13 protein-coding genes are annotated in these 12,180 nt (G+C 75.5%); 6 read left to right on the top strand and 7 right to left on the bottom strand.

Features of this window, described 5'->3' with window-relative positions; genetic code table 11:
* Positions 1–86: 86 nt before the first annotated feature.
* The 5 genes from AB0L29_RS15625 to rpmG all read right to left on the bottom strand — a co-directional run bounded on the left by AB0L29_RS15625 (position 87) and on the right by rpmG (position 2,498).
* A complete protein-coding gene (locus tag AB0L29_RS15625; protein ID WP_365668581.1) occupies positions 87–305 on the bottom strand; it encodes a DUF397 domain-containing protein in 219 nt (72 codons plus the stop codon).
* Between the two features lie 324 nt (positions 306–629).
* Positions 630–863, bottom strand: coding sequence for a 30S ribosomal protein S18 (gene rpsR / locus AB0L29_RS15620; protein ID WP_365827290.1), 234 nt, complete (start codon positions 861–863; stop codon positions 630–632).
* A gap of 7 nt (positions 864–870) precedes the next feature.
* Positions 871–2,001, bottom strand: a complete 1,131-nt coding sequence (locus AB0L29_RS15615) for a GTP-binding protein (RefSeq protein WP_365827385.1) — start codon at positions 1,999–2,001, stop codon at positions 871–873.
* A 79-nt stretch (positions 2,002–2,080) separates the two neighbouring features.
* Positions 2,081–2,329, bottom strand: coding sequence for a type B 50S ribosomal protein L31 (locus AB0L29_RS15610; RefSeq protein WP_365827288.1), 249 nt, complete (start codon positions 2,327–2,329; stop codon positions 2,081–2,083).
* Between the two features lie 4 nt (positions 2,330–2,333).
* A complete protein-coding gene (rpmG, locus tag AB0L29_RS15605; RefSeq protein WP_030361075.1) occupies positions 2,334–2,498 on the bottom strand; it encodes a 50S ribosomal protein L33 in 165 nt (54 codons plus the stop codon).
* 62 nt (positions 2,499–2,560) lie between these two features.
* On the opposite strand from rpmG, the gene rpmB reads away from it, so the two are divergent.
* The 4 genes from rpmB (at position 2,561) to AB0L29_RS15585 (ending at position 4,745) form a co-directional block, all read left to right on the top strand.
* A complete protein-coding gene (gene rpmB, locus AB0L29_RS15600; RefSeq protein WP_365827286.1) occupies positions 2,561–2,797 on the top strand; it encodes a 50S ribosomal protein L28 in 237 nt (78 codons plus the stop codon).
* Entirely contained in the window at positions 2,797–3,102 is a 306-nt protein-coding gene (gene rpsN / locus AB0L29_RS15595) for a 30S ribosomal protein S14 (RefSeq protein ID WP_365827284.1), read from the top strand. Before rpmB ends, rpsN begins: the two co-directional genes overlap by 1 nt.
* Positions 3,103–3,610: 508 nt before the next feature.
* Complete coding sequence (locus AB0L29_RS15590) at positions 3,611–4,084, top strand: hypothetical protein (protein WP_365827282.1); 474 nt, start codon at positions 3,611–3,613, stop codon at positions 4,082–4,084.
* A gap of 109 nt (positions 4,085–4,193) precedes the next feature.
* Positions 4,194–4,745 carry a DUF4232 domain-containing protein gene (locus AB0L29_RS15585; protein WP_365827280.1) on the top strand — a complete coding sequence of 184 codons (552 nt, stop codon included), beginning with the start codon at positions 4,194–4,196 and terminating at the stop codon, positions 4,743–4,745.
* A 7-nt stretch (positions 4,746–4,752) separates the two neighbouring features.
* Here AB0L29_RS15585 and AB0L29_RS15580 read toward each other — a convergent pair whose 3' ends face one another.
* Entirely contained in the window at positions 4,753–5,856 is a 1,104-nt protein-coding gene (locus AB0L29_RS15580) for a DUF2786 domain-containing protein (protein WP_365827278.1), read from the bottom strand.
* A gap of 232 nt (positions 5,857–6,088) precedes the next feature.
* On the opposite strand from AB0L29_RS15580, the gene AB0L29_RS15575 reads away from it, so the two are divergent.
* Together AB0L29_RS15575 and AB0L29_RS15570 are read left to right on the top strand one after the other, a co-directional pair.
* Positions 6,089–6,850: a Clp protease N-terminal domain-containing protein gene (locus AB0L29_RS15575; protein WP_365827276.1), complete on the top strand. Its 762-nt coding sequence runs from the start codon at positions 6,089–6,091 to the stop codon at positions 6,848–6,850.
* Positions 6,851–6,978: 128 nt separating this feature from the next.
* A complete protein-coding gene (locus AB0L29_RS15570; protein ID WP_365827274.1) occupies positions 6,979–8,688 on the top strand; it encodes a bifunctional 3'-5' exonuclease/DNA polymerase in 1,710 nt (569 codons plus the stop codon).
* On the opposite strand, the gene AB0L29_RS15565 is transcribed toward AB0L29_RS15570, so the two are convergent.
* Positions 8,689–11,922: a BTAD domain-containing putative transcriptional regulator gene (locus AB0L29_RS15565; RefSeq protein WP_365827272.1), complete on the bottom strand. Its 3,234-nt coding sequence runs from the start codon at positions 11,920–11,922 to the stop codon at positions 8,689–8,691. It abuts the gene before it with no gap.
* Positions 11,923–12,180: the final 258 nt, after the last annotated feature.

Genomic DNA, 12,180 nt, shown 5'->3' with positions numbered 1-12,180 from the left:
CCGCGGCGCTTCCCGGCGCCGCGGCTCTACGCGCGTAACGGCACAGGGATCGCCCTGATTCGCCCCGAATGCCCGGCCGGGCGCCCTCAGCCCGCGATCAGGTGGTCGAACTCGCCGTCCTTGACGCCCAGCAGCATCGCCTCGATCTCCGCGCGCGTGTAGACCAGCGCGGGACCGTCGGGGAAGCGGGAGTTGCGCACGGCCACGTCCCCGCCCGGGAGCCGGGCGAACTCCACGCAGGAGCCCTGGGAGTTGCTGTGCCGGCTCTTCTGCCAGGCGACGCCGTGCAGCTTCGTGGCCGCCATGCCGTTGTAGTACACGTCGTGGTCCACAGGTCGCTCCCCGATGGTGCACTGGCTGGTGTGGCCATTGATGCAGTGGTCAACTGACCCGGATCATAGCTTTGTTCAAGTGCGAATGCATGGGCAGATGCACGTGCACGCGGGGTGGTCCTGCGGTTACAGGCGGACGGCCGCTTCACCGGCCCTTCCGTCTGTGGGACGCACGGGCCGGTGAAGACGTTCCGGGGGCCGTGGGTGTGTCCGTCCGCGAACGGCGTGATCCGGCCTCCCGCCGGCCGGCCGGTGCGGGCGGACACCCCGGCACGCCCCGGGGGGAGCCGGAGGAGCTCAACGGCTCGCGTACGGCAGCAGCGCCATCTCCCGGGCGTTCTTCACGGCCTTGGCCAGCTGCCGCTGCTGCTGGGCCGACACGCGGGTGACCCGGCGGCTGCGGATCTTGCCGCGGTCGGAGATGAACTTCCGCAGCAGGTCGGTGTCCTTGTAGTCGATGTACGTGATCCCGGCCTGGTCCAGCGGGTTCGGCCGGTTCTTCACGGGCTTGCGGTCGGTCTTGCGGGGCATGGCGGGGTCAGACCTCCAGGAGGGTGTCGAAGGCGTGCGGCAGCCGCTGCCAGGCGTCGCGCCCGGCCGCGTACTCGGCGTCGGTCAGCAGACAGGACTCCAGGAGCCGCTGGAGCCCGTCGCGGTCGAGGCCGGGGGAGGTGAAGACGAGGTGCTGGCAGCGGTCGCCGTGCTCGGGGTGCCAGTCCAGCGCGGCGGCGGCGCGGCGCACCGGCGGGACCATCTCCCAGGCCGCGTCGGGCAGGGAGGCGAGCCAGGGGCCCGCGCTCTCCACGCACAGGGCGCCGCCCGCCGCGTCCCAGTGGAACAGCGTGTCGGGCTTGTCGGCGAGCCAGAACCGGCCCCGGCTGCGGGCGGCGGCGCAGGTCAGGTCCTCCAGGGCGGCGTACAGCCGCTCCGGGTGGAAGGGGCGGCGGCGGTGCCAGACCAGGGTGGAGACGCCGTGCGCGTCGGCCTCGGCGGGCAGCAGCGCGCAGGCCGGGTGCTGGGCGGCGGCGGCCGCCTCCACGTCGAAGCCGGCGAACGCCGCCCGCGCCAGGGCGGAGGGCGCGCCCGCCGGGTCACCGGAGCCGATCGGGACCCGGCGGGCCGTCGGGTGCAGCTGGGCGAGCAGCTCGCGGTCCTCGTCGTCGGCCTCCGGGGAGTCGGCGACGGCGAGGACGGGGGCGTACTCCAGCTGCCGTGCGAAGGTGTCGGCGACCGTGCGCTGGTCGGTCGCGGCCGCGGCGAGGCCGCCCTCGGCGAGGTCGTCGCCGTTGGCCAGGTACGGCAGGACCAGGGCCGGGTCGACGGCGGTGATCACGCCGGTGACCGTCAGTCCGCCGGAGGTGACGACCTCGGCCATGGCCTTGGGCTCGACCGAGTCCCACAGTTCGACGACCGCGAGCGGCGTGGTGCCCGCGTCCCGGATCCGGACCAGCTCCGGCACCAGGTCCTCGCGCAGGGCGCAGCAGGCGCAGTCGTTGACCAGGGGCGTCTCGCCCGCGTCGACGACGCCGGCGGCGTTCCGGACGGTGCGCACGACCGTGCCCGCGGCGGCGGTCGCCAGGTCGTGGTGGAGGGCGACGCTGCCGGGCACCTCGGCGAGCAGCCGCTCGACGGCGGCCTTGCGGGCGTCGGCGTGCAGGCCGCCGACGATCGCGACGGAGAGCCCGGAGACTCCGGAGGAACCAGGGGAACCAGGGGAGCCAGAGAACCCAGAGAACTCGGACACGGCGCTAGCCCCGCTTCCCGTAGCGGCGCTCGAAGCGCTCCACGCGTCCGGCGGTGTCCAGGACGCGGGCCGTGCCGGTGTAGAAGGGGTGGCTGACGTTCGAGATCTCGACGTCGACGACCGGGTAGGTGTTGCCGTCCTCCCACTCGATCGTCCTGTCGCTCGTCATGGTGGAGCGGGTGAGGAAGGCGTAGTCCGCCGCGCGGTCGCGGAAGACGACGGGGCGGTAGTCCGGGTGGATTCCCTTGCGCACGAGGTCAGCGCTCCTCTCGGAAGTCGACGTGGCGGCCGGCGACCGGGTCGTACTTGCGCAGGGTCAGGCGGTCCGGGTCGTTGCGGCGGTTCTTGCGGGTGACGTACGTGTAACCGGTCCCGGCGGTGGACCGGAGCTTGATGACCGGGCGGAGTTCGTTGCGTGCCATGCCGCTATGCTACTGAAAATGAATTCCATTTACACAATCACTCCGAGAGAGGTGCATCACCCGTGTCCGCGCACTGCATGCTGACCGGCACCCGGCCCGGCTTCGGCAACACGATCTCCCACTCCCACCGGCGGACCCCCCGCCGCTTCGACCCCAACATCCAGTCCAAGCGCTACTGGCTGCCGAGCGAGGGGCGGTACGTGCGGCTGAGGCTGAGCGCCAAGGGGATCAAGACCGTCGACGCGATCGGCGTCGAGGCGGCCGTCGCCCGGATCCGCGCCCGGGGGGTGCGGGTCTGATGGCGAAGAAGAGCAAGATCGCGAAGAACGAGAAGCGGCAGGAGACCGTCGCGCGGTACGCCGCGCGGCGGGCCGAGCTGAAGGAGATCATCCGGCGGCCGTCCTCGACGGAGGCCGAGCGGCTGGCCGCCCAGGCGGAACTGCGCAGGCAGCCGCGCGACGCGAGCGCCACGCGCGTCCGCAACCGGGACCAGGTGGACGGGCGCCCGCGCGGGTACTTCCGGGCGTTCGGACTGTCGCGGGTGAGCCTGCGGGAGCAGGCGCACGCCGGGTACCTGCCGGGCGTGCGCAAGTCGTCCTGGTAGGGGCGGGAGGGGGCTGGCTGCGGGCACCTGGTCCCAGGGCTTTCCGGACACGCGCGGGGTCCCGCAGACCCTCGGTCGCGGGGCTTTTCGGGCACACGCGTGGGGTCCCGCAGACCCCCGGTCGCGGGGCTTCCCGGACACACGCGCGGGATCCGGCAGACCCTCGGTCGCGGGGCTTCACGGGCAGACGCGCGGGGTCCCGCAGGCCCCCGGCCGCAGGGCTTCACGGGCAGACGCGCGCGGGCCCGGGCGCCGGTCCGAACCGTGCTGGTAGCTTGCTGCGGGTCCCTCCGTGTCTTTCCGGGCCGGCCGGGACGTCGGGCCGGCCGGGACGTCGGCCCGGCCGGGATCCGGTTCCCCGGGCCGGACCGGGTCGTCCGGCGGTCCGGTCGCCGGGCCGGCCGGGTCGTCCGGGGCCCGGTCCGTCCGGCCGTCGGCTCCAGCTTGGGGGCTTGCAGTGACTTCGGTGCTCCTCTCCCGTACCCCGCGTCCCTCCCGCCCCCGGTGTGTGGCCGTACTCGCCGTGGCGGGCGGGCTCGCGCTGACCGCATGCGGCGGTGAAGGCGGCTCCGGGGACGACTCCGCACCCGCTCCCAGCGCGTCCGCCACGGCCACCGCGGTCACCGGCGGCGGCACGGGCGCTGGCGACGCGACAGCGTCGCCGTCCGGCCCCCTGGAGGGCAGCTGGCTGGCCACGACCGGGGACGGGGCCGTGGCCCTGGTGATCACCGGGGAACGGGCCGGGCTCTTCGCGACCGGCGGAACCGTGTGCAGCGGAACCGCCGGAGAGCAGGCGGGGACGCGGGTGATCCGCCTGACGTGCGGGGACGGGGACAAGGACCGCACGGCCGGCACGGTCGGCTCCGTGAACCGCACGACCCTCGAGGTCGACTGGGAGGGCGGCCCGGGAACGGAGACCTACACCAAGACCGAGGGCGGCAGGCTGCCGTCCGGGCTGCCCACGGCGGGCCTCGGGTCGTAGGGTCTCCTGGTCCGGCGAGGGGGCGGGCAACCGCGGCGCGTCCCGATGCGTGATCATCTTTGGAGCCGTACCCGCACCCGTCCACTCACGTCACGCCCAGAGGATCCCCATGCGCCCCCTGCCGACCGCCGTCACCGCCGTCACCGCCGCCCTCGCCGCGGCCCTGCTGCTGACCGCCTGCGACAACGGCGGCGAGGGCAGCGGCGACGGCGGCGAAAAGAGGAGCAAGGAGAAGGCGGGCGGTTCGGCCTGCGCGGTGGACACGATGGGCATGGAGGTCGCGGCCGGCGCCGCCCCGGCCGCCGGCGACACCGGGAACGTCACCGTCACCCTCACCAACCGCGGGACCCGCTGCACCCTGGAGGGCTTCCCCGGCGTCGACCTCGTCGCCGGCACCGCCTCGGCCACCGTTCCCGCGGAGGAGGGGGCGCAGGAGCGGCGGCTCACCCTCGCCGAGAACGCCACCGCCTCCTTCACGATCACCTACGTCCGCGGCGAGGCGGGCGGCGAGAAGAGCCTCGCCGCCCGGAAGGCCGTCCTCACCCTGCCCGGCGCCACCGCCTCGCAGAGCTTCACGTGGTCGTACGGCGACGTCGCGCTCAAGGGCGGCGCGGGCGAGCCGGACGCCTCGGTGAGCGCCTTCCAGACGGCCGGCGACTGACGGCGGGTCAGTCGAGCCGCGGCCGGGCCCGGACCCGGGCACGGTCCGCCGCCTGTGCGCCCTCCGCCCAGCCCGCCGCGTCCCGCACGCCGCGCAGCCGGGTCGTGGCCGTCTGCGGGAACATGCGCTCCAGACGGCCGGCGACCGCGACCTCGCGGGAGGCGAGGACCGGGAGCAGGTCGTCGGTCACCTGGGTCCCGGCCGCCTCCCGCAGACGGGTGCCGATGCGGTGGGCGTAGGCCGCGAGGAAGGACTGCCGGAAGCTCTTGGTGCGCTTGCGGCCGCCCGCCCGCTGGGCGGCCTCCGCCTTCGTCATCGCCGCCGTGGCCTGCACGAGGAGCGAGGTGTGCAGGAGCTCGACGGCTTCCAGGTCGCTCTCGAAGCCGACGACCGTGGAGAAGCCGAGCGCTTCGTTCCAGACCGCCCGGCAGTGGTTGGCGGTGGCGACCGCGTCCAGCAGCACCGCCTTGGCCTGCTCGTACGGCGGTTCCACCCCGATCCGGCAGGCGCCCGGGGTCTGCGGTGCCGGCGCCCGGGCGGCGAGCAGCGCCTCGTCGACGCTGTGCCGGGCCATCAGTTCCTGCGCCTTGGCGCTGAGCGCCTCCGCCTCCTCCGGGAACCCGGTCGCCTCCGCCTTGGCGAGCAGCGCGCGGATGCGGGCCAGCGTGCGGGACTCCGGCCGCGCCCCCGGCGCGGGGTCCTCCTCCAGGGGTTCCAGGGCGGGCAGGCGCAGCAGCAGGCGGTACAGCTCCAGCACGGCGGTGGCGTGCGAGAAGCGGTCGGCGGGGGACGGCGCTTCGGTGGTCAGCGCGTCGAGCTGGGCCCGCCAGCGACGGCCGCGCGGGCCGTCCTGCGCGGCCTGCGCGCGGATCAGCGCCGACACCAGGCGCACGTGCACGTCGTCCAGCTCGCGCCGCACGATCCGTACGACGTCCGCCGGCTGCCAGCCGCGCCGCCAGGCCGCCGCCACGAACTCCTCGCCGCGCCGGGCCAGTGCGGCGTCCGCCGCCGGGTCGGAGGCGAGCAGGGACGCGCCCGTGTCCAGGGCCGCGTCGGTGGTGTCGTACAGGGCGGCCTCGAAGGCGCGGTCGACGGTGGGGGACGTGCTCACGGGCCGATGGTGTCACGCCGCCCCGCGCGCGTGCCCACCGCCGGACGGCCGCACGCGCCTCGCCCCGGCCCGCCTCCGAAACCCTCTCCCGGCCCGCCCCGCCTCACTCCGCGAGATCCGGCCGCCCCTGTCGGGGGCCGCCCCGAGCACGGCGGCCATGGTGGACGGCGGACACCCGGAGAGGTGTCAACTCTCGGTTGACAACGATAGGGGTGCAACCTACGGTTGACACATGACGACGAACTCGACCATCACGTCATCCGTGCGGCTCGACGACCTCATCGCGGCGATCAAGAAGGTCCACGCCGAGCCCCTCGAACAGCTCCAGGACGCGGTCCTCGCGGGCGAGTACCTGGGCGAGGTGGCCGACCACCTGATCGGCCACTTCGTGGACCAGGCCCGGCGCTCGGGCGCGTCCTGGACCGACATCGGCAAGAGCATGGGGGTGACCCGGCAGGCGGCGCAGAAGCGGTTCGTGCCGAAGGAGGGGGCCGGCCTCGACCCGAGCCAGGGCTTCAACCGCTACACGCCGCGCGCCCGCAACGCGGTCATGGCCGCGCACAACGAGGCCAAGACCGCGCGCAACGCCGAGGGCGTGCCCGAGCACCTCGTCCTCGGCCTGCTGGCCGAGCGGGACGGCCTGGCCGCCAAGGCGATCGCCGCCCAGGGGGTCACGCTCGAGGCGGTGCGCGAGGCGGCGGCCGCCGCGCTGCCGCCGGCCGCCGAGGAGGTCCCGGAGCTCGTGCCGTACGGCGCGGCCGCCAAGAAGGTCCTGGAACTCACCTTCCGTGAGGCCCTGCGCCTCGGCCACAACTACATCGGCACCGAGCACATCCTGCTCGCCCTGCTGGAGCACGAGAACGGCGAAGGCGTCCTCAGCGGCCTCGGCATCGGCAAGGAGAGGACCGAACGGTACGTGACCGAGGCGCTGGCGCAGTTCCTGGAGGTCCAGAAGCAGGAGGACCAGGAGGGCCGAGAGGGCCAGGGGGACTAAGGAAACCAGGGAGGCCAGGGAGGCCAGGGGGAACAACGGCAGCAGGAGCAGCGCGGACAGCGGCAGCGGCCGGCCGGTGGCCACGTGGGGCGAGGGGCGTTGTCGGACCCCCCTGTCACACTCGCAGCATGGCCGACCGCTGGGCGCTCGCTCCGGCCGAGGACGGTGGCGTGGACGTCGCCCCCCTCGGTCCGGACGGGCTGCCCGCCGGGCCGGTGCGGCGGGAGGCCGACCCGGCCGAGGCCGTGCGAAGCCGCCCGGACGTCACGCGGTGGGTGTGGCGGTCCACCGCCGAGATCTACCCGCGCCTGCTCGCCGCCGGCGTGCGGGTGGAGCGGTGCTACGACGTCGAGGACGCCGAGACGCTCCTCCTGGGCCACGAGGGCCGGTCCGGGGAGCCCCGCTCGGCCGCGGCCGCCCTGGCCCGGCTGCGCGGCGGCCCCGTGCCGCCCGACCCGCCGCAGCGGTCCGCCGAACCGGGCGCGCAGTCCCCGCTGTTCGAGCCGCAGGGCGCGCACCTGCCGCTGGAGGACCTCCTCGCGGTCTACGCCGAGCAGCAGCGGCGGCACGAGCGGGCCGAGCACCCGGACCGGATGCGCCTGCTGACCGCCGCCGAGTCGGCGGGCATGCTCGTGGCCGCCGAGATGAACGCCGCCGGGCTGCCCTGGCGCGCGCAGGTGCACCGCGCGGTGCTGCACGACCTGCTCGGCGAGCGGTACGCGGGCGGCGGCGAACCGCGCCGGCTGGCCGAGCTCGCCGACGAGGTGTCCGCGGCGTTCGGGCGCCGGGTGCGTCCCGACCTGCCGGCGGATGTGATCAAGGCGTTCGCGCAGGCCGGGATCAAGGTCAGGTCCACACGCCGCTGGGAGATCGAGTCCGTCGACCACCCGGCCGTGAAACCGCTGATCGAGTACAAGAAGCTCTACCGCATCTGGGTCGCCCACGGCTGGTCCTGGTTGCAGGACTGGGTGCGCGACGGGCGGTTCCGGCCCGAGTTCCAGGCCGGCGGGACGGTCACGGGGCGGTGGGTGACCAACGGCGGGGGCGCGCTGCAGATCCCCAGGGTGATCCGGCGCGCCGTGGTCGCCGACCCCGGGTGGCGGCTCGTCGTCGCCGACGCCGACCAGCTGGAGCCGCGCGTGCTGGCGGCCATCTCGCGCGACCCCGGGCTCATGGAGGTCGCGGGCCGGGAGACCGACCTGTACCAGTCGGTGTCCGACCGCGCCTTCTCCGGCGACCGCGCCCAGGCCAAACTCGCCGTGCTCGGCGCGGTCTACGGCCAGACCTCCGGCGACGGCCTGAAGAACCTCGCCGCGCTCCGGCGCCGCTTCCCCAAGGCGGTGGCGTACGTCGACGAGGCGGCCCGCGCGGGCGAGGAGGGCCGGCTGGTGCGGACCTGGCTGGGCCGCACCTGCCCGCCGGCGGCCGGGGCGGCCGACGACGCGACCGAGGAGGCGGGCATCCCGCAGGAGGAGCGGAACGGCTCCCCCGCTTCCCCCGGCTCCCCCGGCCCGCAGGAGTGGGTGCCCGGCCACGCCTCCACCGACGCCCGCGCCCGGGGCCGCTTCGCCCGCAACTTCGTCGTCCAGGGCAGCGCCGCCGACTGGGCCCTGCTGCTGCTCGCCGCGCTGCGGCGGGCCTGTGCGGGCAAGGCGGCCGAACTGGTCTTCTTCCAGCACGACGAGGTGATCGTGCACTGTCCCGAGGAGGAGGCCGAGGCGGTGGTGGCGGCCATCCGGGAGGCGGCGGACCTGGCCGGGCGGCTGACCTTCGGCCGGACGCCGGTGCGGTTCCCGTTCACGACGGCGGTGGTGGAGTGCTATGCCGACGCCAAGTGATCACCGTGCGTCCCGGCCGGCTTCCGGGCCGGCCAGCAGCTGCCTGAGCTCGGTGACCACCGCCTGCTCGTCCGTCCCGTCCAGCGCCGCGAGAGCCGACCGCCACTCCTCGCGCGCCTCCTGGAGCCGGCCCCGCTCCCGCAGCAGCAGCCCGTGCTGGTGGCGGGCGAGACCGCCCGTGTAGCGGTCGGCGCGGTCGTCGGCGCGGCGCAGCAGTTCGGCGCACTCCCGGGCGGCGCGCTCGGCACGGCCCAGCAGGCGCAGGGCACGGACCAGGCCGAGCCGGGTCTGGGACTCGCCGTGCCAGTCGCCGTGGCCGCCGAGGATGCGCAGGCTCTCCTCGAAGTGCGGCAGGGCGGCGTCCGGTTCGCCTAGGCGGAGGTGGGCGTAGCCGATGTTGCAGTGCGCGGAGTGCTGCACGATGACGGCGCCGATCCCGTGCCCGATGGCGAGCGAGCGCCGGTGCTGCTCGATCGCGGCCCGCGGGTCGGTGTGCTCGTACAGGTTGCCGAGGTGGCTGTAGGTGACGGCCTCCCCGTACGGGTCGTTCAACTGCCGCGAGTACGCGAGGCTCTGCCGCAGCGCGTCGCCCGACTCGGCGTGCCGGCCGAGGCCTTCGAGCAGCAGGCCGCGGTTGTTGAGGCACCGCCGGATCCAGGACACGGCTCCGAGCCGCCGCCAGATCTCCAGCGCCCGGTCGTTGAGGGCGAGGGCGTCGTTGTGCCGGCCGGTCAGGAAGTGCAGGCCGGCCAGGTCGACCCACGCGTACGCCTCCGCCGCCGCGTCACCGAGCCACCGCGCGACGCGGAGGCCGGCCCGGCCGAGCACCTCCATCTCGGCGACCCGGCCGCTGCGGTGCAGGTAGGGGAAGAGGAGGCGGACGAGGGTGGAGACGTAGGCCGCGTGACGCCTGGCGGCGGAACCGGCGTCGGCGCCGGGGTCGGTGCCGTGGGCCTCGCCGCCGGTGCCGGGCGCGTACCGCTCCACCAGGGCCACGGCGTTCTCCAGCTCCAGGTCCCCCCAGGCGAAGGCCTCCTCGGACGTGCGGAAGGGCGGGACGGCGGCGACGTGCACCGCGTGCTCGGGCGGCTGGCAGGCGGTCGGGCGGCGGCGGTCGTCCTGGTCGAGACCGGGTTCGACGATCGCGACCAGCGCCCGCTCGGCGACGGCGGCGTACCAGCGCAGGGCGGTTTCGGCGGGGTCGGGGGCGCGGTGGGCCTTCGCGGGGCGGTCCCCCTCGGCGCGGCCCGCCTCCGCACCGCGGCCCGCCTCCGCACCGCGGCCCGCCTCCGCGCCGCGGTCGGCTTCCGCCAGCTCGCGCGCGAAGTCGCGGACCAGATCGTGCGGTGCGTAGCGGGCGTACGCGGTCTCCTCCAGGAGGGCGACGTCGACGAGCCGGTCGAGGGCGGCCTCGGCGCGGCGCTCGTCCAGTCCGGCGAGACGGGCCAGCAGGGGCGCGCCGTACGCCGGCAGGTCGAGCGCGCCGACGCGGCGCAGGACGAGGGCCGCGTCCCGGTCGGCCTCGCGTTCGGAGGCGGCGAGCGCGTCGTGCGCCACGGCGAGGGAGCGGCGCACGCTCAGGTCGTCGTACTCCAGGTGGTGCAGCCGCCGCTCGGTGGCGGCCAGCTGGCCGGCCAGGACGTCGGGGTCGAGGGCCCGGCGCGCGGCGAGGCGGGCCGCGACGACGCGCAGCGCGAGCGGGAGGCGACCGGTGAGGTCGACCAGGGGGTGGCCGGCGTGGAGGCCGTCGCGGTGGCCGCGCCCGGAGACCGCGCGCAGCAGCGCGGCGCTGTCCTCGCCGGACAGCGGACCGAGCGGGAAGCGGGCCGCCCCGTCGAGGGCGGTGAGGGGCGACCTGCTGGTGACGATCACCGCGCAGCCGGCGCCGGCCGGCAGCAGCGGCCGTACCTGGGCGGCGTGCGCGGCGTCGTCCAGGACCAGGAGCGTGCGCGTGGGCGCGAGCAGGGAGCGCAGTAACGCGGCCGCCGCGTCCGGGTGTTCGGGGATGCTGCGGGGTGCGGCGCCGAGGTCGCGCAGGAGCGCGGTGAGCGCCTGGCCGGAGGTGAGCGGGGCCATGCCCGGGGTGGCACCGTGCAGGTTGATGTAGAGCTGCCCGTCGGGAAAACGTTCCGCCAGAGCGTGTGCGACCTGCAGCGCCAGCGCGCTCTTGCCGACGCCGGCCATCCCGCTGACGACCGCGACCGCGGGGGCCGCCGCGCGCGCACCGGGCGCGAGGGCGCGGCGCAGAGCATCGCACTCGGCCGTACGGCCGGTGAAGTGGGCCGGTGGCGGAGGCAGTTGGGCCGGACGGGGAAGCGGCCGGACGCCGGGCGCGTCCTCGTCCGGCCCCTCGCACACCGGCGCCGACGGCGGCGGTTCGCCGGGGTGCGGGACGGGCTCGCCCGTCTCCCGGAGCACCTCCACATGGGCCTCGCGCATCGCCGGGCCCGGCTCGATGCCGAGTTCCTCGACGAGGCGGGTGCGCAGGTCCTGGTGGACGGCCAGGGCCTCGGCCTGGCGGCCGGTGCGGTGCAGGGCGAGCATGAGCTGGCGGTGGTAGGCCTCCCGCAGCGGGTGCTCGGCGACCAGCGCCGCCAACTCCGGTACGAGGCCGCCGAGGTCAGGGCCGCCCAGGGCCAGTTCGGCGTCGTAGCGCCACTCCAGGAGCAGCAGCCGCGCCTCCGTCAGCCGCTGGACGAAGGCGTACCCGCCCGCCTCGGGCGGCAGCCCGGCGAGCGGCGTGCCCCGCCACAGCGCGAGCGCGGCCGCGCACTCGCGCACCACACGGGCCCAGTCGCGCCGGGCGTGCGCGGCGCGCGCCGCGGTGACGTGGGCGTCGAAGACGTCCACGTCCAGCTCGCCGTCGCCGACGCGCAGCAGATACCCGGACGGCTCGGTCCGCAGCCGCTCGGGGTCGTCGAGCAGCCGCCGCAGCCGGGCCACGTGGTTGTGCAGCGAGGCGTGTGCGGAGGCGGGCGGGGCACCGCCCCACAGCGCGTCCTTGAGCGACTCCACGGAGACGGCCCGGCCGGCGTCGAGCAGCAGCACGGCCAGCAGGGTCCGCGCCTTGGCGCTGCGCACGGCCCGCACCGCGCAGTCGCCGTACGCACCGGCGTCCCCGCCGTCCCCGCCGCGCCGGGCCTCGTAGAGGACCGGCGGCCCCAGCAGCCCGAACCGCAGTCCGCACCGCTCCCCCGAGCCCCCGGTTCCGCTCGAGCGGGAAGGTACCCCCATCGCCGCCCCACTGCCTTCCCGTGCGCCGCGCCCGGGCCCGCTCACGGCGGAGGGTGGCGCTGCATCGCTTCCGACGGACTTCCGCCCTCTGTACGGCGGTTTTCCGCCGCCTTCGTCGTGACGCCCTCCGCCGGAACCCTTGCCCCTCCGGCCGTCGCCCACCGCGGTCCGGCGACTTCACGCCAGTCGGCCGACGATGAAACGGAGAACCGTTGGCCACATGTTAGCGATGTGTTGGCACAACCTGATGTGATCACT

This window comes from Streptomyces sp. NPDC052701 (genome assembly GCF_040678355.1).
Classification (GTDB): domain Bacteria; phylum Actinomycetota; class Actinomycetes; order Streptomycetales; family Streptomycetaceae; genus Streptomyces.
This window is presented reverse-complemented; position numbering and strand designations above follow the sequence as displayed.